Origin of the sequence: Mycobacterium sp. PSTR-4-N (assembly GCF_022348085.1) — a bacterium.
In the GTDB taxonomy this organism is placed as follows: Bacteria; Actinomycetota; Actinomycetes; order Mycobacteriales; family Mycobacteriaceae; genus Mycobacterium.
Genome location: NZ_JAKRFN010000016.1, coordinates 113775 through 135154, shown reverse-complemented (window position 1 = coordinate 135154; position 21380 = coordinate 113775). Strand labels below are relative to the sequence as shown.

Here is a 21380-nt window from a genome sequence, read left to right as displayed (position 1 = left end):
GCCAGTAGGTCGGCAGGCTATATCCGCTCGGCTTGAGGCAGCGCGGACACCAGAGGCCAGTGGTCGGCTCGCCACACTCGACAGTGATCGTCACCTTGGCGGCCATCTAGTTGGGGTACCGTCTCAGGTTTGTTCCGCTGGCTATGATGCGAGAGTCGCTGTTGCCGTCCGCAATTGACACCGCGACCTGCACCGTCTCGGGCGGTCGGCCGGGCGACTTGGCCGGGATCGGTCGGGTGAAACGACCGGACAGCAGCCGGTGCATGTTGCCCTGCGGCGGCACGACGCCGAACACCGAGGCATTCGACTCCAGCGTGGGCCCGATGTTGCCGATGGGCGCCATGGACTCGAGATCCTTGAGCGCCTCGCGGTACTCGACCAGCTCGTCGGCCGTCGGCGGAACAGACGTCAGGTCGACGACCAGGCGCTTGCGGCCGTCGGTGCGCAGCTGCACGATCTGATTCGGCAGCAGCGGCCCGAACTCGACCATGTCGGTCGACCCGGGCGCCGCGGCGATCTGGAAGGTGCCAGGCCCGTACAGCGTATAGCGGTCGAAGCGGTCGATGTCGCCGATGTTGATCCGCTTGATGAAGCCCGACTGTGTGACGACCGTGGCGTCACCGACGCGGATTGATCGCACCGCCGACGGGGTGCCCTGCGAGATCAGCCGGCCCGCTGCGTATCCGCCGAAGCCCGCGCCCTTGAACGCATCACCGAGCGCCGAGACCTCCTTGTCGTCCTTGGCCGCCAGCACCGTGACGCCAGCACCGAGGCCACGCTTGACGCGGAACATGCGCTCGTCGAACACGCCCTTTGCATCGAGCCCGCCACACTCCAGCCGCCACTTCTCACCGAACAAGGGCGGGGCGGTCGGCAGCACGCGGCGGCGGATCTCGGTCTCGTGGAAGTTGTTGAACGCCACGAGTCGGACCGTCGCGCCCGCGATCTCGACGAGCACGCCGTAGCCGTTCCACGACCCGTCCGAGCGCCGGCCCACGCGACCCGCGATGTAATTCTTGGCGCCGAACTCGAGCATCGTGTCGAACACGACCTCGACGACCTGGTTGTTGGTCTCGGTCTCAAACGTCCGGTGCACAGCGAGGTAGCGGCTGCCCTCGGTGAACAGGAACTTATTCGGGTCGTCGCGGAACCGGGCGGCCCCGTTGCGCGCGTAGAGGTATCCGCGGCCGGGGCTGAACTGGAACACCGACCAGTCAGGCCCGATCGAGTCCTCGTAGTCGGTCTCGAAGCTGTCGACCAGCGAGTCGTAGGCGAACCGGAACTCGCCGACGTCATCGAACGACTTCCAGGCCCCGAGGTCCGAGCGCAGAAGCAGCGTCGTCTCCAGGCTGCGGCGCTGACCGCCGAGACGAAGGCCACCAGGCGGCTTGTCGGCCCAGCGCACGTCGGCCCACCAGAAGCCCGCCTCGGGGGTGAACCACGACAGCTCAGACTTCTTGGCCTTGTCGATCGAGCCGAAGAGGTGATTGACGACCTGGCGCAGCATCGCGGCGTCGCGGGCCACGATCTTGACCGGGATCTCGACGATCGCCGGCTCGGTCACCGAGTCGATGTAGGTCGTGCCGTCCTCATTGGCGCCCTGCTGATCGAGGAACTTCCACGGACCGATGAGCCCCTTGATCGGGCCGTTGACGCGCACACACTCGGGCGCACCGATCGGATCGGGCACCGACGGGCCGCCGAGCAGCTCGATCTCGACCGACCCGTCGTAGGCCTTGAGCTTGACCCGTGGGTGTAACCCCTGCATGAAATGGAATGCGCCATGCGGGGTTATCTGGCCCCGGGGGTAACGCTGCACGTCGAACAAAGTGCTGTTACTCATGCGGCACAATTACCTTTACGGGTACCATTACGGTCATGACCGAGATCTGGGCACCTATCGCCGGCTTTGTCGGATCGTACGAAGTGAGCACCATTGGACGGGTTCGCAGTCTCGACCGAGTGATTCGCGACAGCGCGGGCAGAAATTGCTTCCGAAAGGGCCGGGTCCTGAAGCCGTCCCGAGCCGGCGCGCCCGGTAAGGACTACCCGTCGGTCGCGCTCGGCAAGGGCAACCATCGGACCATTCATCGGCTGGTTCTCGAGACCTTCGTCGGGCCGTGCCCCGATGGAACGGAGGCCTGCCACAACAACGGCGACCGATTCGATAACCGCCTGGACAACCTGCGCTGGGATACACCCTCGAATAACAACCGCGACAAGAGGTCTCACGGCACTGACCACATGGCGCAACGAACCCATTGCAATCGAGGCCACGCATTCACCCCCGAAAACACCGTCTTGCGCGAGGGTGGAGGCCGTCGCTGTCGGACGTGTCGAAATGACGACGCGCGGGACAAAGTTCGGCGGAAGTTGTCCACCACCGAGGGTCGATCGAATGCTGCTGCGTACCAACGTGAGTGGAGAAGAAGGGCTGGCAAGGTTTCCGGCCAGCACAACTTCGGATCTCGAACCCATTGCAACAACGGGCACGAGTTCACCCCCGAGAACACCTACCTTCGCCCCAATGGCGGTCGAAGGTGCCGCACCTGCCAGGCGGCTAGGCGCGCTGAGGCCAATCGAAAGGCGCTGGAGAAACGTCGCGCCGACCCGGCTAAGCGAGCTGCGCACAACGCTTATATGCGGGAATACCGAGCTCGGTCCCGCAATCCCTGAGAGCTTCACCGAACCCCCGGGGCTGCGTACATCGCGCCCATCTCACGCACCGCCGAGTTCGCAGCGATGTCCTGCGTCGGGTAGTGGTTCGTCTGGTTGACGGTGTTGTTGATCGTGTTGCCCGCCTGCGCACCAGCGGCACCACCCGCAGCACCGCCGGCCGCATCCATGGGCCCGGGCGGCTGCTTGCCCTTGCCGCCCGCCGCATTCGGCACAGCAGGCTTCGCGCCGGCGATACCGCCCGCGATCTTGCCGAGCCATGAATTGCCGATCGACGCCTTGGGCTTGTCGCCGGCGGGCAGGAACGTCTCGGCGAGGCCACTGATGCCGATGCCTGCGACCTGGCCCGCGTACTGAACCGTGCGATTGATCAACTGCATTGCCATCTGCGCCGCTGCGCCGCCACCGGGGAATGCCGAGGCCGCCGCGGTGACGGCTCCCATGAGAGAGCCGCTGATGCCGATGCCACCGCCCCCGCCGCCCTGGGACGGATACGCCTGGCCCGTCACACCGAGCGGTGCGCTCTCGCCGGCGCCGACGCTGCCGACGGGTGGGAGGGGTCCGAGGGGGCCGCCGAATGCGCTGGCCGGCGTCGACGTCGTGACGCCAGGAACCCTGCCGTCGGTGATGGCCTGCCATGCGCCGAGGCCCTGCGGTGCCTGGCCGTTGTAGCCCGTGAACGCCGTTCGGTTGGCGATCTCGATCTGCTGCTCGCGCGTGGCGTCGGCAGGGTTGGTGAAGCCTGTGAGGTCCACCCCGCCGAAGTTGCGCCAGGTGTCGGGTGAGAACTGCAGACCGCCGTAGTGGCCATTGCCCCCGGTGTCTTGGTTGCCCCAGTTGCCACTCGACTCAGCCGCCGCGACGGCATCCCAGAGGTTCGTCGCCGCTCCCGCACCAGGGAGCGCACCGCCGCCGCGTCCCGAAGCCGGCGAGCCCACCGCGGCCCCGCCAGCACCCAGGCCCGGGAACCCGCCACCGCCAGGCATGTTGACGACGAAGACCGGCGTCGCACCGCTCGACGACGGCACGCCGCTGGTGACGCCGACGGGTGAGTACGCGCCGTCGCCGCCCATGACGGGGACGCCGCCGGGATTGATGTTGTCCGATCCGCCCGGCTTATAGAAGGCGTGTACGTGGTCTTGGTGATCCTGCGTCGGGTCGCCGGTAAATCCACCGCTGTACGGCCTCGGCGCAGCTCCCTGCCCATATCCAAAGGCCTGGTTGTTGAATATCGCGCCGTAGACGTTGGGGTCTGAAAGCACCTGCTGCAGAACGGCATTTCCGGTCGCGATGTCGGGCACCATGATGTCGAGGGCGCCGTTCTGGTGCTCGCCGTACTGGTCGGCTGCGTGATCGCCGACCGTGAGGCCCTTGCTCTCCCAGTAGGGCATCATCACGCGGTGCGCGAACTCGCGCGGCGACTCGCCAGGCAGCGCGGCACCGAGCGGCATTGCCGCACCACTCGGCAGGCTCGTCGTCACCGATCCCGACACACTCGTGCTGCCGTACCCCGGCATGAACCGCGGCCCAAGCACCCCGTTCGACGCCAGAATGCCCATCAGGCCCGAGCCCTCGTCGCCGCGCGCCTGCGAGATCGCGTTCAGCTGCGCCATCGGGCCGGCGAGCGCGAGGCTGCCGACGAAGCGCACGATGTTGTCGGCGATACCCGAGAGGCCCTTGCTGATACCGAAGTCCGAATCCAGGCCTGCGCCGAGCTCACTGAGCGAATCGGTTGTGCCCTTGAGCTGCTTCGTCTGCTTCTCGATCGCGGCCGTCTGGGCGTCAGTCAGCGCACGCTCGGCCTGCAACTGATCCTGCTGAGCCTTGGCCTGCTCATTCTTCGCCTTCTGGATGTCATCGGCTGTCGCGACGTTGGACTGCTCGAGCTGGTTGACCCGCGCGGTCTTCTCGGCGACATCGTGCTTGACCTCGTCGAGGCGCGTCACCGCGTTGGCGATGGCCGTGGGCAGGCCCGCGGTCGAGGTGTAAGACATCGGCAGCACTGGCGCGTCAGGCAGCGATGTGGACGCACCGCCCGCGCTGCCAGGCGTCAGCGGAACGGGCGTGACACGCTGCGGGCCGCCGTCCTGCGGGCCCGGTGGCGGCACAGGCGGAGGGCCGGGTGTCGCCGCGGTGACGCGGGGGTCGATCAGGACGTTGGCGCCCGGGAACATCGGGCCGGCCGGCGCTGGTGCGCCGCCGCTGAGCAGTCCGTCGTCGGGTGCCGCCGGGGTGAACGCGTCCTTGGGCAGCTTGTCGTTGAAGTCCTTGAGGGGGTCGCCAGGGAAGAGGTTGCTGTTGACGAAGCTCGGCAGCCACTCGGTGAAGAACTTGCCGATCTTGCTGTCGGCGAGCCACGTCTGAAACCTCGTGAACGTGTCGTCGATATTGCGACCTAGGGTCACCCACTGATTCGCGTGTTCGCCGACCGCGTCCGACGCGTTGCGGGTCGCGCCGTCGATTTGCCCGAGGTCGCTCGCGGCCTTGGATAGGTCGGCCGCCTCGATTGCCGTCTTGGCGTCTTCCCACTTCGTCTTGAACAGGTTGAGCCCGATGAGGTTCTTTTGCACCGGATCGTCGATGTTGCGCAGCGCGGTCAGCACCTCGCCGAACGCATCGCGGGCGACCGGGCCGCCCTGGGCGAACCGATTCATCATGTCCTCGGCGTTGAACCCGAGTGCAGTCATGGTGTCGGCGGTGGTCTTCGACCCGTCGGTGAGGTTGATCGACAGCTCTTTGAGCGAGTCCGCAGCGACATCGGTATTACGGATGCCGGCCTGCCACATCTGATCGATCAGGCCCATGGCGTCGGCGCCGGTGAGTCCCACTGCCTGCCAGGCGGTCCCGTATTCCTCGGCGGTGTCCAGCAGATCGCCCGAGATGTCGAGGCCCTTCTGCGACGCCGCGGTCAGCAAGTCGAACGCCTGCTCGTAGTTGTCGACTAGGCCCGTCTTGATGAGGTTGCGACTGCCCTGAGCGACGCGCGCCGTATCCTCGCCGATCACCGTCGAGACCGTCTGGATCTGCTGAATGAGGCCCTGGATCTCAGCGTCGGTGGCGTCACGATCGATCAGGCCCGATTTGATGCCGACCTCGGTGGCGCGCAGGTTGTCCTCGACCGATGCGCCGAACTGGTTGACGTAGGCCTTCGCGGCTGCGTCGCCGTAGCCCGCCATCGTCGTCTCGTCGACACCGAGCTTGGCGCGGAACAGATCGCGCATCTGCAGCGTCTCGAGGCCCGCCATGATCTGGTCGGCCAGCGCCTTGCCGCCGGCATACCCCAGCGCCGCCACGCCTGCGATGGCCAGGCCCACGGGACCACCCGCAGCTCCGAGCCGGAGCAGCGCCGACGAGCCTGCGAAGCCGCTGGCGAACTCGTTGGCCATGTCGCCGCCCGACTGCCCGGCGCCCGCCGTGGCGCCGCGCAGGCCGGCCAGGATGGACGTGCCCGCCTGCTCACCGGCTTGGCCGGCACCGCGCGCAGCCCGCTCGTAGCGTTCATACTCGTCGGCCGCCTCGCGGATCGCGTCCTTCTCGGCCTTGCGGGCGCGGCGAACGCGTTCCATCTGAACCTCGACGCCACGCACGCCCTCTTCGCGCATCTGCTTGAGCTGAGCCTCTTGCTGCCGCAGCTCGTCAGTCGCGTCACCGACCCGCTTGTAGGCAGCGCGTGCCTCGTCGGCCATCCGCTCGACCGCACGACCACCCTCGCGAGCACCGCGCGCGATCCCCTCGGACATGTCTCGCGACATGTCGCGGGCGGCGTCGCTGTAGATGCGCTGCGCCCGACTGGCTGCTGCGGCGGCTGATCGCTCGTCGAGCTCAGACTCGATCCTGAGTGTCAATGGCACGGGCGATCACCACCTTTCGCTACTCACAGCCAGCCGGCCTCGGCCAGTTCGGGTTCGGTCTCTGCGGCTTGCGCGGCCTCGAGCTCCTCGGCCTCGCGGCGCAGTCGCACATCGACGGGATCGACGAAGAACCATGGCTCCGGGTCGAATCGGACGTCGTTCTCTTCGGTGCTGTGCGCCGCGTGATACGAGGCGCGCATTCGGTACTGCTCGTTGACGCTCTCGGCCGCGATCGCGCGGTCTATCGGCCACCGCCCGCCACGTTCGGCGAGGGTCTTGAACTTCGACGTCTCTGGCAGGCCGTGCTCGAGGATGGCCAGCAGACGCCGGCTCGACAGAATGGGCGTGCCGGTCTCGGGGTTGATGGTCAGCTGGTGCCAGTGCGCGATGTCGAGACCGCAGTGGACGAGTAGATCGGCCTCGATCTCGTCGGGCCATTGCAGCCAAAGGCCGAGTGCCTCATCGACTTTTGGGATCGCGCTTGAGGCGTTCCTCCATCTGAATGTTCATCACGCGCCACGCGACCTGGATCTGACCGGGGACGCCGTCAGCCTTGAGGAACTGCTGGTAGGTCTCGGGCAGCGTGCCGTCCTTGAAATAGGCGGCTCGGTCGTCCTTGCCATCACCGGTGCCCATGAGCGCGATGCAGAGCAGCTCGTCCTCATCGATCAGCGCGCCCTTGTACTGCAGCGGCCAAACGGTCTGCTCGCGTTGCTTGCCGGTGATCGGGTCGGCGACCTTCTCTTTGTCGAGATCCTTGTTCACGAAACGCAGGTACTCGAGGTAGCGGCGTTTCATGTCCGGCGGCAGGTAGTTCGGGTTCGGCAGATGCCAGGTGGTACCGCCGAGGTCGAAGTCTTGGCCGGCGAACACGCCGAGGAATTCGGCTGCTTGCTCGCGGGCCTTCTCGGGGCTGGTCTTCTCGTCGTCAGACATGGGCTGTTTCTCTCTTGTCAATTTCGTTGTGGGTGAACAGTTCTAAACGCTTTAGGCGCGCCGCCTCGCCTGCCTCTTCGGCTGTGGCGAAGTAGCCGACGTGGTACTTCCGACTATGGTGGTAGACCTGTGCCCGCCAGCGCCCGTCTTGCAGGTAGACCCCGCGCAGGCCTGCCTTGCAGTTGCGATATGGCCCCGCCAAGTTCTCGTTGTTCTGCTTCACGGTGACTAGGCGCAAATGACTTGGGTTGCAGCAGCTTCGATTTAGACAGGCGTGATCTACAAGCATTGCTCCAGGCGGCCGTCCTGTGGCCAGCTCATACGCGACCCGATGAGCATTGACTACCTGCGAGTTCACCGTATACCGCCCATATCCATGGGTGATTTTTCCGCACCATGACCAGCAATCGTCTGCGCCAGAGATTGACACCATGGCCCAAAAGTGTTTCGGATCGATCATTTCAGTGGCTGTTCCTTTAAGGCATGGGCTGCTCGAACTGGTGAACCCAGCCCCGGGAGCGGAACAGCCCGAACCACTCCCGGGACGGGCGACTAGGTGATGGTGACGGCGTTCGAGTTCGGCGTGGTGGCCGTGGCGCCGTTGGTGCCCTTGACGACCGCGCGGAACTTCTTGCTGCCCGCCGCAACGCCCGAAAGGGTCAGCGTGACAGTGCCACTGGACACCGAGACGCTGTCGGGCTCGATGAGTGAGCCCCACGTGGTGCCTCCGTCGTCCGAGACCTGCACACCGGCGGGTGCCTCGTCGTAGCTCCACGGGTCGCCGGGGCCAGTCGGCTCGGGGAACGCCAGGGTGGCGCCACCGGAGCCCGTCGCGGCTGCCGTCGGAGGTGTGGCCGAGAGCTCGGGCTTGCCGCCGAGTGCCGTCCAGCCAGCGCCGCCCCACCACGTGTAGACGAGCACCGGCTGATACTTGCCGTCCTGCATGGCCATGAACCGACCGTCGGGCAGGGGCAGGTACGTGAGCTTGGCGCCCTCGGAGTCCTTGGTGTCCTGCTTCGAGCTGCCGATGTCATCGAGGCGGCACAGCGCGACGCCGGTGACCGACCAGATCGGCAGGCCGTTCCAGAACCGCTCGCGCAGGAAGAAGAACTGGCGGCCGGGGTTCTGGCCGCTGAGCAGGCGACCGTAGCCGGCGTTGGCCCAGCCCGGGTCTTCGACGAGCGAGTTGCCGTTCTCGTCGGTCAGCGGCAGGTTGTTGCGGAGCCGCTGGTACACCGGATCGGCGGTGTCGACCGGGGTGAAGCTGAACGGCTCGACCTCTTCGGTGAGCTCGGTGTCGTAGGGCTGGCTGGACTGCTCGATCATGAAGCGGTCCTGAGTGATCTTCGGGTCCATCGACGGGCCGTCACCCTGCTTGAACGCGCCCAGGCCGAACAGGCCCAGGTTCGGCGTAGTGACGGTGACGTAGACGCCGTTGACCTTGCGGCGCGCGAACATGTCGGGCCGCAGCTTGCCGTCCTGCGCGAACAGCGAGAACCGCACGGAGCCATCGGGATTGTGCGGGCTGATGTCAGTTGCCGACCCGAGCGCATCGCGCACCGCAGCCGCCTTGGGCTTGCCGCGGCGCAGGAACTCGGGCGCGCGGTCTTCGAGTCCGGCCTCTACCCATGAGACGCCGGTTTCTGGCAACGCCATGAGGGCGCTCCTTTCGGAAGGGGTGAACGCCGAAGGGACTTCCGGCGGTGGGGTGGGCTGTTCAGGTGCGGCGTGGGTGCCGCGTCACCGGCTCAGGCCGGGACGAATGAGAAGCCGAACCGGGCCTCGGACACGAAACGCGTCACGACCGATTCAGCGGAGTAATCCTCTTCGTGTGCTGCAGAGGTGATCTCGCACCACTCGCACGTCGCGATTCGGCCGTCGGGCATCGTCACCGAGTAGCCGGGATAGTCGACGAGCACCTGTAGGCGCGCATCGGTCCGGTCGGCTTCGGTTGCGGCCTCGGTGTAGTCCTTGCCGAACGTGTGCACCCACATGAGCGGGGTGTCGGAGTAGTCCGTGCGCGGGCCCGAGATGCGGCGCACCGTGCGGTAGGGCTTCGGCAGGCCAGTGGCCCACATCTTGGAGCCGATCGACGCCGGCACGGTGATGGGCAGCAGCCACAGGCGCAGGAACACCTCGGCAGGCAGCGCCTTGTACTCGGCCTGCAGCGGGGCGGTCACTGATCCTCCCGCGCGCGCAGGTAGTCCTCGGTCTGCGCGCGCACGGGATTCGGCTCCTGATTCTCGGTGCCGAACTCGATGAAATGTGACTTCCAGTCCGAGAACTCGATCATGACCCCGCTGTTGCCCTCGCGACCAACGCGGATGCCGTCGCGGTAATCGCCCTCGTCGACCGGGGCCTTCGCGCGGGCGTACTCGACACCCTGGCGCGCGACCGCGACCTTGTAGGCGATCACCTCGTCGTCGTTCTCGAGAGCGTCGTCAATGTCGGCCTGCTCGATCAGGTCGGTCAGCTCAGCCATCAGCCCTGCTGCCTCTCGCACACCGCGAACACGTGATCCTCACGGCCACGGATGTCCTGCTCAAGCACTGAGTCGCCGCGCATTGTGTAGCGAAGTCCGTTGTGCCGCAACCACGCATTGGCGTTGATCGTGGGAAGGCCGGTGATCTCGTTCCTGAACGCGATCGGGGCCTCGGTGTCGTCGTCATCGACCGCGGGGATCATGCCGTCGGCGATCGGCAGCATCGCCCAGGCGATCTCCGAGGTCGTCACCGTGAGGTCTTGCAGCTCGGTCGGCGTCTGGATCTCGAAGCACGCGCGATCAACCCAGAGCGTCACATTGTCGGTGATCGGCTCGCCGTAGTCGGTGAACACTGGCTGACCGTCGTCGTCGAGCACCGGCACGACGAGCTCGACGCCGACCCGCTGGTCGCCGATCGGGTAGACGCCCACTCAGTAGTCGCACTTCTTGAAACGGCCACGGGGAGCGACGGATGCGCCTGACGGGAGCTTGAGCAACTTGCGCTGGCGCTTCGTCAGGTAGTCGTCGACCGCCTTGGCCGCCTCGTCGAACGTGCCGCCTTCTTGGCGGCGGCTGGTGATGTTCTGGAAGCTTGAGAGCGGTCCGAGGTGCCCGTACATGACAGAGTCTCGGACCACCTCGAACACGACCTGCTGGGCAGCTCGCTCGTCGACATCAGGCTTGAGCCCGCGGATGCCGTCGGATACCACCTCGAGCAGGCGGCTGGCAGTCGCGGTCTCGCCCGCATCCAAGGTGCCGGGGTACTCGACCTTGAACGCGGTGATGTCGAGGAACGGAGCAGCCACGCGGCGTCAGGCTCCCGTGCGTCGGCCGCGGCGGGGCTTGGGCGACTCGGCGGGCGCCTCGCTGGCGTCGATCGTCGGCGCGACCAACTCGGCGGGGAGCTCAGAAACCACCTGCCGAATGACGCCGTCGAGCTTGGTGCCAGTCTTGCCCGAGATGCCGCCCGGCTCATACGGCTGCAACGAGCCGTCCTCGACCAGCGGCTCGGCCACCGCGTCGTCGACCTCGATGGGTTGTGCCGTGGGCCGCGCGTAGTGGAGCTTGCCCACCACGCACGGCTTCACGACGTCGTAGAAACCCACCGTCACTCCACCGAGTCGATGAGCTCAGACAGCTCCGCCTTGGTCAGCGCGTCCAGCTCTTCGGCCGTGTAGTCCGAGCCGTCTTCCTTGGCCGCGTTCTCGACCAGCCAGGCCACGAGAACTTCCTTCTTGGCCGACGCCGGCGGCTTGTCGGAGCCGTCGTCGTCGCCCTCGTCGGCAGCCGAGTCGCCGAACTTGACGACCAGGCCGGTGCCGAGGAAGTGCGCCGCCTGCTCGTCGGAGAGCCACTGGATGACGCCGCCCTCGTAGACGTGATACGGGCGGCCCTCGTGGTCCTTCGCGATGACCAGCGGGGCGACGACCTGGTAACTCATGCGTTCACCCCGTTGATGAGCCATGCCGCGTTGGGCTCGAGGATGACCGGCGCGGTGATGCGCCGCACGCGGATGCGCCAGCCGTCGACATCCTTGTCGCGGATCGACTGCACCTGCAGGCCGTTCTCGGTCTGCACGTAGTCGGGCGAGGCGAGGCGCTCGTCGACGAAGCCGCCGAACACAGACGGGTCGACCATGAGCGCCTTACCGGTGACCGGCGCGTTCGGACTCGTGACGAAGGTGAACCCGCCGATGGTCCGCATGTACGGGCTGTTCAGGCCCGCGGCGACCGGAGCCATGCCGACGCCGCCGGTCTCGCGCGGCAGCAGCTTCATCAGGTCGTCATCGGACACGACGTTGGCGAACACGTCGGGCTCGACGAAGACCAGAGACGGGTTGTAGCCCTGCTTGAGCTTGAGGATGCTGGTGTGCGCCCGCATCAGGTCGCGCAGGATCTTGACGCCGCTCGACGCCTTCCACGACGCGATCGCGTCGGTGTTCTGCGTGACCGCCGAGACGATCGCCGACAGGGCCACCGAGTCGATGGTCTGGATGTGGCTGTTCATCAGCTTGCGGAACGACCGCTCGACGACGTTGTACCGCTGCCGGCTGATCAGCTCGTCGGTGAGCAACGCGTCGTTGCCCCACTTGACGACGTTGACCGTCGCGGCGGGGCCGGTGCTGATCGGCGTGATGGGGTACTCACCACCGGGCGGCACAGCCTTGGGGGCGCGGTCGGCGTAGATCCCCTCGTTCTGCTCGTAGCCGAGCGAGCCCGACTCCGTCCAGAACTGGCCGGTGAGGATCTTGTCGGAGACGAACTGCTCGTCGCCGACGGTCCGCAGCGCCCGGGCCACCCACGGGGTGTCCTTGAGGAAGCGGTTGATGGACAGCACGTCGCCCGAAAGCGACGGCGCTGCAACGGGATACTGAGGCATGGTGCCCTACTTTCTGGTTGGTTACCCGAGCCTCAGCGGCCCAGCTTGACGAGAACCTTGGAGTTGGCCGCGGCCGACAGTGCGGTGCCGACGACCTGCACGTCGTTCGCTGCGCTGGGGGTGCTCTGGTCAGCCACGGCGCCGTTGGCGGCCGGGATGACCAGTGCGCCGGCTGCGATAGCGCCGGATGCGTTCAGCAGGTGCACGCCCTCGGTGTAGACGACGACCTGCTTGCCGCTCGCGGCGTCGTGGCCGGCAACGCCCAGCCATGCCGAGGTGGCCGCGCTGGTCGGCGCCACGGTGTCGTTGCCCGACACGTAGACGACCTGACCACCCGTCACGTCAGCAGACGTGGTGCGGGGCAGGCGGTCTGCCGGGAGGTAGTGCGGGGTGTGCTCAGCCATGTCAGGCGTCCTTTCCGAAGGTGGTGCCGGTGATCCGTGCGAAGACGGTGCCCATCTCGGCGTCCTGCGCAGAGTCCTCGCGGCTCACGCCGTGGCCGATCTCGTCGACCGGAACGGCCTTGTTCTTGGGCAGCGTGCCGAGCAGCGCCAGGGTGCCCTCGCGGTTCTTGGTCAGCTCGTTGCGCCAGGTGTCCGCGCTGGCGGCGTCGATCCGGCCGTCAGTGAGGGCCGCGGTGATTGCCGACTCGTTCTCGGCCTGGATCGCGGCCTCGTTGCGCGCCTGCAGGTCGGCCACGGTGGCGGCCATCTGATCGAACTGCGCGACGTTGACGAGCTTCTGACCGAACTTCGCAGCGACCTTGGCGGCCTCTTCGATCGTCGGCTCGCCGGCGGGCGCCGGCTCAGGTGCGGCGAACTTCTCGATCGCCTCGTTGATGGCGTCTTCGTCGGCTTCGGCGTCGAGGCCGAGCTTCTGGAGCGCGCTTTCACTCAGTGCCACGGTGGGCTCCTTTCCATCGGCCTCGACCGCTTTGGGCCGAGGGGTCTCGTTGTGCGCCTGGGGAATCTGCGGCGCTGGCGCCTCTGAGCGCCCTGCATGGTTGAACACCGACAGGTTGAATCGGTCGCGAGCCAAGTTCTTGGCGTCGCGCTTCGGCGCTTTGAGCACCTTGTCGGCGATGCCAGCAGTGACCGCCTCATCGGCTGACCACCACGTCTCGGCGGTGAGGATCGCCACCCAGTCGTCGAGCTTGCCGCCGGCGCGCGCCTGGAAGATCGAGGCGATGTTCTTGCCGATGCGGTCGAGGTCGTCGGCCATCTTGCGCATCTCGTCGGCGTCGCCGATCATCACCGCCCACGGCAGATGCGCCATGATCTCGGCGTTCTCGGCCACGATCAGCTCATCGCTGGCGCCGACGGCGATGAATCCCGCTGAGCTGGCGGCGTATCCGTCCACGGTGGTGACCACCGTGGCGTCGTGCTGGCGCAGGGTGTTCATGATCGCGAGCGCCTCGTAGACATCGCCGCCAGGCGAGTTAATGTGCAGGTCGATGGTCGTCACCGAGTCAGGCAGCGCCTTGAGCTGGTCGCGGAAGTCGCGCGAGGTGACGCCCCAGAGCCAGTCGATCTCGTCGTAGATGTCGATCTGCGCGGTGGTGTCGCCCTCGGCGAGATCCTTGAACGTGAACCACGGGCCGCGGGGCTCGTTGTCGGCCTTGGCGGACTTGAACATGCGAGCACCCATGTCGCGCAGGCGCTTCGCGGACTGCTCGGCCAGTGTGCCGAGCTCGGCGTCGATGTTTACCACAGCGGTTGTGCTCCGTCCGGTGTCTTGCGGCGGTCCTTGGGGCTACGTCCGCGAGGGCGCTTGCGGGCGGCGGGTCCGTCGGCTGGCGGCGGCGTCGGCATAGGCTCGGGGGTGGCGCGCTCGGTCTCGGGATCGGCGTCAGGCAGGCCCGTGGTCGTGCGGAGGAACTGCTCGAGGCGAGCGTCGGGCGTGAGCAGGCCGGCGTTGACGAGCATCTGCAGCGCGGCGGCCGTCGCATCCTGCCGCGAGCCGATCTCGTCGAACACCAGCAGTGGCGCGGGCTCGTCGGGCCCCCAGTTGCGGTCAACGATGTCCTCGATGACGTGCGCCTGGGTGACGTCACGGATGTCCTCGGCGACGGTCTGCACACTCTGCACGAAGGTGTCGGCCTGCACGCTGGCGAGGGCGTAGGAACCACCCTTGCCCTCAAGATTCAGGAAGTGAGCGAGCGCAACGACGGCCATCGCGTGGTCGTGCCACTCGATCGCCCGTCGCGGGTCCATCGGTGTGCCCGATGGCGCGGCGATCGTGAACTCTTCGCCCTCTGTCAGTGCGAGGCCGGCCGACTCACCACCGCCGTAGTTCGATGCCGTGTCGAGCAGCTCGTCCATCCGGTCTTCGTCGCCCGAATCGGCCTCGTTGCCCGTGATGACCGGGACGCCGATGCCATGACGACGGACCGCGGCGGCCTCGATGCGCATCATTTCGCACTTCCAGCGCCAGTGGACGTACGCCGGACGCAGCAGCGAATTGCCCACCCACACACCGGGGTCCATGTCGCGGGTGTAGACCACGAGCCGGTCTACGGGGATTGCTGGGCCCATGCTCGACGGCGCCATGACCAGCATGCCGGGGCTGCCGAACGTGCCCGCCGGCCACTGCTGAATCGAGATCAACCCGCCGTCGCGGTCGACATTCCAGTATGCGATCGACGACTGCGGACGCGGTGCGAGCTTGCGGAGCGGAAACAGCCCATTGACAGGCTCTCCGTATACCAGCTCGAACACGGCGTGACCGAAGTGCTGCGAGGTGAGCGCCTGCTGTAGGTGCCGAGCCCACGAGAAACTTCCCCGGGTGCGCGGCGTCGGCAGGTCCTCGCTCGCACCCTCGATCGGCAGCCCCATCGACGTGGCGACGTGCGCGGTGACCGCATCGCTGGCCCCGTTCTGCCGAATACGCCACGGAGTGCGCCGGATTGGCAGGCCGAGAGCCCGCAAAACGGACGCGATTCGGGCATCTTCGCGGACCATTCGGCCGTACGTGAACACCGAATTAGGCCAGGTGAGGTCAGGATTGAGCTCGAACTGATCCGACATCGGCAGGCCCCAGGTCGTGAGGTTGCCGGGAATCGGGTTGACGTAGCCCTTTTCGGTGCGCGGAGCGACGGTCTTTGGTGCCACGACGCTCCTTTCGGGGGCTACATCGGTGCTGTCATCGGGTCAAAATCGCGCGATCGGCGCCGCGTGGCGCGGTGCACGCCGGATCGGGGGGCGACCGTCTTGCGTTTCGGCGCTTCGCTGTTCGCAACGAGCGCACCGTGCGCCAACGTCGCTGCGAACAGTGCCGGGGCCGATACCCCCGCCGCGTCCTCATCCCAGACGAAGCCGCCCGCGGGCATGTCCTTGCGCACCGCACTGCCGGCCGCGTCAGTGAGCACCGACTGGCCACTGTGCGAGAGCCGAGAGTCCAGCGCGGCGTTCAGGAATCCGCCGCACCACTGCGACCACTTGCCGCCGTCGATCATCTCGGGCTCGATGCCGGCCTTGATCAGGTCGTCCTCGATCGCAGCTGCGTCGCCGCGGCGCTTGATCGCCACGGCCACCGGGTCGAGCGCGGTCACCAGGTCGACAAGCGCCCGCACCACCTCGTGGCTCGACGTCGGACCGAGCTTGCCCAGTGGCGGCCGGTACTCGATGTGCACGGGGCCCGCGTCGGTGCGTTGCGCGCCGACGATGGCCCAGATGCCGGAGTCGGGGTCGCAGTGCAGGCCGATTGCGGGGCGGCCGGTGAGCTTGGGCGACGGGTTGCGCATGTCGCGCCACTTCCCCTCGGGGATCTCGGACACCAGCACCTCGGCGTCGGCCGGCCAATCGCCCCAGCCGAGCACGTCGACCTCGAACGAGCGCCGACCCACCGCCGTGCCACCGAGACCCAGCAGCGACTTGGCCACCTTGGCGTCCGAATGGATCACGCCGAACGACGGATTCGCCAGTCGCGCGGTCATCGGATCTTCCCGCAGGCGCTTGCGCTCAGCCTCCGAGCAGTCGCGCGGGGGCTCAGGCGCCATGTACTCGGCGAAATACAGGCCCTTGATCTTGCGCAGGCCGTTGCGTCGGATGCCCGCGAGCACCTGGCCGTTCTGGTGGATGTCGGCGAACACCGCCGACGAGGTGTAGATCGTCTGCGGGTTCTTCGCTGCCGTCTGAGCCAGTGTCGGGCCGGTCATCTCAGCCTCGGTGAGGTTGTAGGCCTCGTCGTAGATGACGCGGTCCACCTTGTCGAGGCCCTTGCCCGTGTCGCCCGAGCGTGTGCAGAAAATGAGCTCGTTGCCCATGGTCGTCGACACAATGCTCTGCCCCTGCGAGAGCGTCGGCGGCCGCGCAAGCATCCGCTTGAGGTCGGGCACTGCCTTGACCATCTCCGAGAACCGCAGTGCGAGCTTGCGTGCGGTCTTCCACTGCTGAGTCGAGAACACGATGTTCTCGCCGCGGACAAACAGCGCATACAGGCAGAGCAGCAGCAGGATCTCGGACTTGCCGTTCTGGCGCGGGCAGATGATGCACGCGTCGGCGTGGGTCCACATCCCGTCGGCATCAGTCCGCAGCAGGGCCAGCAGGTTGTCGACCTGCCAGGGCATCGGCGGCGTACCGATCCGGCTGGCGAGCGTCAGTGCGTTGAGGCCGAGCCGATCGTCACCGTCGAACACCGAGAGATTCTCGGGCTCGCGGCGGCCCTCGAGCTGCGGCCAGTCGTCCTCACTCGAGGCCGGCGAGGACGCTGCTGTCATTCGGACCCTCCGGTGCTGCCGCACGCTGGGCAATGATCGACGAGATGAGCTTGCGCAGCTGCTCGGCGGTCGCGCGCTTCTGTCGGATCACGTCGGTCACCACCACCTCTACCGTCTTGGCGCCGATCTTCACCTCAACCCACGTGCCGCGGTCGCCGCTGAGCACGGTCGCGAACTGCTCGTACTCGTCGGCGATGTCGCCGGCGAGCTGGATCAGGAACGTCAGCGAGTAGGGATCGTTCGGCCGCGAGAGTTCGGCGATGAGCTTCTGGCCTGCCGATTCGCCCGTTTTCATGGGCAAAACCGCTGGTCAGATGGGGTATTTCGGGCGCGAGAACCGTTGTGAGACAGGCGATTTCGCACCCGCGAGGTGCTTGGCCGCCAATTGTTTTCCGGTTCCGTAAAAAAAAAGCTTGATTGGCGGTCCGACCAGGGGATACGCCCCCCCTCGGATATTTCGGGCCGCCCCCGTCTCACCATGGCCATGCCATCGCGAGGGCCTCGGTATCCCCTGCCCCCATCCCAGTACCCCGCCCGGCCATGGCCAGGTGGTCGTTCACCCCATCACCTCGCTGCTGGTTGCACCGCCGATGCAGCAGCCGATCGGGCAGCGGGATCGGCAGGCCGCGACGCACAGCCTCGGCGCGGGTCATGGCGCCGTGGTCAGCCTCGAGCACACCGCTGCGTGGCTGGTCTGGGTCGTAGTCGGGGTTCTTGGTGCGGTCGAGGTACATCGGCTTGCCGCACCAATCGCACGGCGAACCGTCCTGATGCTTGCGCTTGAGCGCGGCGGCCTGCTGCTGATGGCGCTGACCCAGACCCTTCTCGGTCGTGGTCTTGCGTCGAGCTGCAGTCGCGGCCAACTACCGCACCCGCTCATAGCTGGTGACCTTGATGCCGAGCCGTTCCTCGAGCACCTTGAGCATGGCCTTGTCGAGCACCTCGCGCATCTCTGGCGGGATCAGCTCGAGCTTGATGTCCTGCTGGCCAGGTCGCACGGCCGGTTCTTCCCAGCCCTCGATGTTGCCGTTGAACCAGACGTGGCCTGCGATCTCGATGCGAACGTGTGTCACTACTGGACCTCGGCCTCTTCTGCATCCATGCCCCAGCCACGGTCGACATAGGCGTTGGCCTTGTCCTCGCTGTCATAGACGCTGCTGAGGTAGCGGTCGTCACCCTCGTCAGACGAGGCGAGCACCACCCACACCTTCTGCGGATGCTCGGCCTTGAACCTCTCGGCCAGTTCAGCGACCTGATCGCGGCTGAGCGCGTTGTCCATGCCGGTGACCAGCCAGACGCCCTCGCCCTGCCCGATGTCCTGCGTGCGCAGCCACTCGACGAACTCGGTGATGCGATCCTGTGGCGCCGTCATGCGCGTCCATGCTTCCCAGCACACCCCGGGCTCATAGCCCCAAGCCCCTTGATCAGCTCAGGCCCGTTGACCTGTGCCCGCTCGGTGTCGAAGTCCCGCACGCTCAGCCGGCCGAGTGTCTGTCCGCACTGGCATACCAGGTCGATGTGCCTCACGCGCCGATGCTCGACACTGGCGGCCGCAGCGCGCAGCTCGGCCAGCTCGGTGTTGTCGATGACCGTGGCATCGCACACCGTCTCGAGCGTGTGCACCCATGCCTCGCGGTACAGCCGGGCGAAGTCAGGTGTCGGCAGGCCAGCCTTGTCGGCCATGTCCTCGGCCATGCCCTCGGGCAGCGTCGCGGTCTGGAACATGGGCGGCGCGGGCAGCATGAGCGGTTGGCCACCGTCGACGCCGGGGTGCTGGATGGCGCCGGTCATTGCGATGTCGAGCTGGGTGAGGCGGTCGTCCAGGTTACTCATCGCGCATCGCGCCCATCTGATGCCAGACGCCGTAGCCACGCAGTCGCGACAATGCGCGCTTCCACCACGGGTCGGTGCTGAGTGCGATGCGCAGCTTGCCGCGCTTGTTGAACGGGGACCGCTTGCTCATGGGATCACCTCAAGGGGCTGTTTCGGTGAGACGACAAACGCCACCTGGGCGGGCAACCAAGGTGGCGTCGAGGGGTTTTTGGGAACGGCGAACACGCCGAAGTTGCCGCCCAGCGTATACCAGATGTTGGGCTTTCTGCACGTAGCGGCCACTAAATCGGCGTGTTCGGACGTTCATTTCCCCGCCTTGGCACGTTTGCGATGCCCTTTCGGCACACCCCGACTGCGCAGCTGCTCGACATCGACCCAGGCGAACAGCTCAACGTCATCGTCGCTGCGCCGGTGAATCCCGTGTCGCCCACTGGGTCGCAGATACCCACGCACGCGCAGCACGCCGGTCGCTTTCCAGTCGCGCAACGTGCGCTCGGATACTCGCCATCCGTCCGGTTGGCCCCGGTTTGTCTCCAGCAGCTTCGGCCAGGCGATCAGCGCCTTGCGTGCCTCGCTCTGACCCATTCGCCGCACAATGTCGCAGCGCCGCACCGTCCGACAGTTCGGGCATCGCACTTCGATCGCATCCTCGCGGGCCATGAGTGCGGTGTCGCACGCCTTGTTCCCTTCGAGCTGCGTGGCGCAGAGGCCCAGAAGTTCGTATCGCACCGGCCGATCGACAGCCCGCTCGATTGAGCGCACCAGCCGGTCGATGTCGGCGTACCACTGGCCGGCGGATTCGTCGCACGCGATGGCATGCACGGCCGCGGCGAGCCATTCAGCCATCCTCGTCGGCAATAACCCAGCGGGAGTGACGATGCCGCGTGATTCGCAGAGGTCGCGCACGATCGTCGACAGCGTGTTGTTGGCGGTGATCAGCAGGGTCGCCGCTCGCCCCTGTGCCGTCTGTTTGCCCTTCTCGGTGTCGGGCTCAAACGGGTCTGGTCGCTCGTCACCCTTCTTGAGGTGGCCGCTACCGCCGTCGGTCATCCTCGTTTTCTTGAGTGCCACATCGGAGAGAGCGTCGAGCAGGCCAGAGGTGTTGCCATCTCTGCCTTTTGGATCACGGTACAGGCAGGTGAGGTTAGCCTTAAGCTCTTCGATGCAGCGGTTACAGATCGCCAACGACGCTGGGGCAGAACAGCTCTGGCATGGATTGCGTTCGCTCATTGCTGGGGCCACTCCCATTCGCATCGGTTGCACTGGCGCATCACATCGGCGTTATCGGGGTCGAAGTACGAGGGCAGGCCGGTGATCGCCCGCGAGATGTCGATGGCGCGACCGATGGCGCGCTGGGCGTGCTCGAGCGGACTGTCGCCCTTTGGCTCGTGGCGTGGCATGCGGAACGGGTGCACATCGCAGGCCCCGCACTTCGGGCATATCGCCGTCGCGGTGAACTGCTCAACCAGCATGTACCGACTCCCTCCACTTGCACCGCAACCTGGCGTGAATAGCTGACACGTAATCCGCCCTCGCCCAACCCATCGCGTCGATGAGCGTCGTGTCCTTGCCCGCGATCTTGTCGGCGAGCTCGAGCAGCTCGACGTCGATTGCGGGGGGTATGCGGGTCACAGTGCACACCAGTAGCCGTGTGATCCGATGATGTCGGCGTCGATCTGGCCGCAACCGATGCAGCAGCTACAGTCGTCGCAGTAGCAGTTGGTGCACACGCCCATGCCGCAGATGGTTGACCTGAAGATCGGCTCATCTAGGCAGTCGTCGTCATTGGCGGGCAGCACGGCATCGAGCAGCTCGGCAGCGAGCTCATCAATGTCGAGGTTGGGCGGCGGCTCGACGCTGTACGCAGTGAGACACACGCGAATGCGCTCTCGCAGAATGTCGCTCACACCCGCACCCCTTCCGGCCACGCAACCGACTCCAGCCCCTTGACCCGCCACTTGTGCGCCTGGATCGGCAGCGGATCACCCAGCCACAGCGCACCCATGGCCGCGATCGTGAGGGCGTCGGCGACATCGTCGTTGCGGATGTGCGCGCGCACGTCGGTCCACTCGTCCTTGACCGCCGCGAACACCACCGGCTTCTTGCTGTTGCCGTTGCCCTCGACGTCCTTGCCGGTTGCCCACTTGGCGCGCGTTTTCGGGCTCACCACGGCGATAGGCACCTTCTTGGCCGCGAGTGCCGAGAAGATCCCCCACCAGAGGCCGGCGCGATCCCACTGGTCGCCGTATTGCGAGCCGTAGGACGGGCCTTCGATGACGGCTAGGTCGATTGGTTCGCCGTACGCGTCTGGACGGATGTAGGCCGCGGCCAGCACCGAACGCGCCTGGCTGACGATGCGCCGAGACCGCACTAGGTAACTGTCGGCGTCATGGCCCGGGTGCCCGAGTGAGTTGAGCATGCAGGGGATGCCGTCGCGCAGCACGGCGATGCCCGTAGATGTCAATGACGGATCTAGGCCCAAAACGATGGTCACGACGCACACCGC

At 66.5% G+C, this 21380-nt stretch carries 29 protein-coding genes; 1 reads left to right on the top strand and 28 read right to left on the bottom strand.

Features of this window, described 5'->3' with window-relative positions; genetic code table 11:
- Nucleotides 1-106: 106 nt before the first annotated feature.
- Nucleotides 107-1843, bottom strand: a complete 1737-nt coding sequence (locus tag MHN84_RS20435; protein ID WP_241206324.1) for a hypothetical protein — start codon at nt 1841-1843, stop codon at nt 107-109.
- Nucleotides 1844-1878: 35 nt separating this feature from the next.
- Here MHN84_RS20435 and MHN84_RS20430 point away from each other — a divergent pair, with 35 nt between their 5' ends.
- Nucleotides 1879-2676, top strand: a complete 798-nt coding sequence (locus tag MHN84_RS20430) for an NUMOD4 motif-containing HNH endonuclease (protein ID WP_241206323.1) — start codon at nt 1879-1881, stop codon at nt 2674-2676.
- 5 nt (nt 2677-2681) lie between these two features.
- Here MHN84_RS20430 and MHN84_RS29835 read toward each other — a convergent pair whose 3' ends face one another.
- The 27 genes from MHN84_RS29835 to MHN84_RS20290 all read right to left on the bottom strand — a co-directional run bounded on the left by MHN84_RS29835 (nt 2682) and on the right by MHN84_RS20290 (nt 21368).
- Nucleotides 2682-6527, bottom strand: coding sequence for a phage tail tape measure protein (locus tag MHN84_RS29835; protein ID WP_308192970.1), 3846 nt, complete (start codon nt 6525-6527; stop codon nt 2682-2684).
- Between the two features lie 23 nt (nt 6528-6550).
- Nucleotides 6551-6727, bottom strand: coding sequence for a hypothetical protein (locus MHN84_RS20415; protein WP_241206322.1), 177 nt, complete (start codon nt 6725-6727; stop codon nt 6551-6553).
- Between the two features lie 259 nt (nt 6728-6986).
- Nucleotides 6987-7463, bottom strand: coding sequence for a hypothetical protein (locus MHN84_RS20410; RefSeq protein ID WP_241206321.1), 477 nt, complete (start codon nt 7461-7463; stop codon nt 6987-6989).
- Nucleotides 7456-7896: an HNH endonuclease signature motif containing protein gene (locus MHN84_RS29730; RefSeq protein ID WP_255730699.1), complete on the bottom strand. Its 441-nt coding sequence runs from the start codon at nt 7894-7896 to the stop codon at nt 7456-7458. The genes MHN84_RS20410 and MHN84_RS29730 overlap by 8 nt, the downstream gene beginning before the upstream one ends.
- Nucleotides 7897-8015: 119 nt before the next feature.
- Entirely contained in the window at nt 8016-9119 is a 1104-nt protein-coding gene (locus MHN84_RS20400; RefSeq protein WP_241206319.1) for a hypothetical protein, read from the bottom strand.
- A gap of 92 nt (nt 9120-9211) precedes the next feature.
- The gene (locus MHN84_RS20395; protein ID WP_241206318.1) at nt 9212-9643 is read right to left on the bottom strand and encodes a hypothetical protein; all 432 of its coding nucleotides are present in this window, start codon (nt 9641-9643) and stop codon (nt 9212-9214) included.
- Nucleotides 9640-9945 carry an HK97 gp10 family phage protein gene (locus tag MHN84_RS20390; RefSeq protein WP_241206317.1) on the bottom strand — a complete coding sequence of 102 codons (306 nt, stop codon included), beginning with the start codon at nt 9943-9945 and terminating at the stop codon, nt 9640-9642. Before MHN84_RS20390 ends, MHN84_RS20395 begins: the two co-directional genes overlap by 4 nt.
- Entirely contained in the window at nt 9945-10322 is a 378-nt protein-coding gene (locus MHN84_RS20385; RefSeq protein WP_241206316.1) for a hypothetical protein, read from the bottom strand. Before MHN84_RS20385 ends, MHN84_RS20390 begins: the two co-directional genes overlap by 1 nt.
- Before the next feature lie 54 nt (nt 10323-10376).
- Nucleotides 10377-10751: a hypothetical protein gene (locus tag MHN84_RS20380; RefSeq protein ID WP_241206315.1), complete on the bottom strand. Its 375-nt coding sequence runs from the start codon at nt 10749-10751 to the stop codon at nt 10377-10379.
- A 6-nt stretch (nt 10752-10757) separates the two neighbouring features.
- Nucleotides 10758-11057 carry a hypothetical protein gene (locus tag MHN84_RS20375; RefSeq protein ID WP_241206314.1) on the bottom strand — a complete coding sequence of 100 codons (300 nt, stop codon included), beginning with the start codon at nt 11055-11057 and terminating at the stop codon, nt 10758-10760.
- Nucleotides 11054-11386 (bottom strand): hypothetical protein, encoded by a 333-nt coding sequence (locus tag MHN84_RS20370; protein WP_241206313.1) that lies wholly within the window; start codon nt 11384-11386, stop codon nt 11054-11056. Before MHN84_RS20370 ends, MHN84_RS20375 begins: the two co-directional genes overlap by 4 nt.
- Nucleotides 11383-12324, bottom strand: coding sequence for a major capsid protein (locus MHN84_RS20365; protein ID WP_241206312.1), 942 nt, complete (start codon nt 12322-12324; stop codon nt 11383-11385). Before MHN84_RS20365 ends, MHN84_RS20370 begins: the two co-directional genes overlap by 4 nt.
- 32 nt (nt 12325-12356) lie before the next feature.
- Entirely contained in the window at nt 12357-12728 is a 372-nt protein-coding gene (locus MHN84_RS20360) for a DUF2190 family protein (protein WP_241206311.1), read from the bottom strand.
- Nucleotide 12729: 1 nt separating this feature from the next.
- Nucleotides 12730-14034 (bottom strand): head maturation protease, ClpP-related, encoded by a 1305-nt coding sequence (locus MHN84_RS20355; RefSeq protein ID WP_241206310.1) that lies wholly within the window; start codon nt 14032-14034, stop codon nt 12730-12732.
- Nucleotides 14028-15434 (bottom strand): DUF935 domain-containing protein, encoded by a 1407-nt coding sequence (locus MHN84_RS20350; protein WP_241206309.1) that lies wholly within the window; start codon nt 15432-15434, stop codon nt 14028-14030. Before MHN84_RS20350 ends, MHN84_RS20355 begins: the two co-directional genes overlap by 7 nt.
- Before the next feature lie 17 nt (nt 15435-15451).
- Entirely contained in the window at nt 15452-17041 is a 1590-nt protein-coding gene (locus MHN84_RS20345) for a phage terminase family protein (protein ID WP_241206308.1), read from the bottom strand.
- Nucleotides 17010-17336, bottom strand: coding sequence for a hypothetical protein (locus MHN84_RS20340; RefSeq protein ID WP_241206307.1), 327 nt, complete (start codon nt 17334-17336; stop codon nt 17010-17012). The genes MHN84_RS20345 and MHN84_RS20340 overlap by 32 nt, the downstream gene beginning before the upstream one ends.
- Before the next feature lie 178 nt (nt 17337-17514).
- The gene (locus MHN84_RS20335; RefSeq protein ID WP_241206306.1) at nt 17515-17904 is read right to left on the bottom strand and encodes a hypothetical protein; all 390 of its coding nucleotides are present in this window, start codon (nt 17902-17904) and stop codon (nt 17515-17517) included.
- Nucleotides 17905-18114, bottom strand: coding sequence for a hypothetical protein (locus MHN84_RS20330; protein ID WP_241206305.1), 210 nt, complete (start codon nt 18112-18114; stop codon nt 17905-17907).
- Entirely contained in the window at nt 18114-18413 is a 300-nt protein-coding gene (locus MHN84_RS20325; protein WP_241206304.1) for a hypothetical protein, read from the bottom strand. The genes MHN84_RS20330 and MHN84_RS20325 overlap by 1 nt, the downstream gene beginning before the upstream one ends.
- Nucleotides 18410-18874: a hypothetical protein gene (locus MHN84_RS20320; RefSeq protein ID WP_241206303.1), complete on the bottom strand. Its 465-nt coding sequence runs from the start codon at nt 18872-18874 to the stop codon at nt 18410-18412. Before MHN84_RS20320 ends, MHN84_RS20325 begins: the two co-directional genes overlap by 4 nt.
- Complete coding sequence (locus MHN84_RS20315; protein WP_241206302.1) at nt 18867-19004, bottom strand: hypothetical protein; 138 nt, start codon at nt 19002-19004, stop codon at nt 18867-18869. Before MHN84_RS20315 ends, MHN84_RS20320 begins: the two co-directional genes overlap by 8 nt.
- Before the next feature lie 173 nt (nt 19005-19177).
- Entirely contained in the window at nt 19178-20104 is a 927-nt protein-coding gene (locus MHN84_RS20310; RefSeq protein ID WP_241206301.1) for a hypothetical protein, read from the bottom strand.
- On the bottom strand, nt 20101-20346 hold the full coding sequence (locus MHN84_RS20305; protein WP_241206300.1) for a hypothetical protein: 246 nt from the start codon (nt 20344-20346) through the stop codon (nt 20101-20103). Before MHN84_RS20305 ends, MHN84_RS20310 begins: the two co-directional genes overlap by 4 nt.
- The gene (locus MHN84_RS20300) at nt 20336-20506 is read right to left on the bottom strand and encodes a hypothetical protein (RefSeq protein ID WP_241206299.1); all 171 of its coding nucleotides are present in this window, start codon (nt 20504-20506) and stop codon (nt 20336-20338) included. The genes MHN84_RS20305 and MHN84_RS20300 overlap by 11 nt, the downstream gene beginning before the upstream one ends.
- On the bottom strand, nt 20503-20781 hold the full coding sequence (locus MHN84_RS20295; RefSeq protein WP_241206298.1) for a hypothetical protein: 279 nt from the start codon (nt 20779-20781) through the stop codon (nt 20503-20505). The genes MHN84_RS20300 and MHN84_RS20295 overlap by 4 nt, the downstream gene beginning before the upstream one ends.
- The gene (locus MHN84_RS20290) at nt 20778-21368 is read right to left on the bottom strand and encodes a hypothetical protein (RefSeq protein WP_241206297.1); all 591 of its coding nucleotides are present in this window, start codon (nt 21366-21368) and stop codon (nt 20778-20780) included. Before MHN84_RS20290 ends, MHN84_RS20295 begins: the two co-directional genes overlap by 4 nt.
- Between the last annotated feature and the right edge of the window lie 12 nt (nt 21369-21380).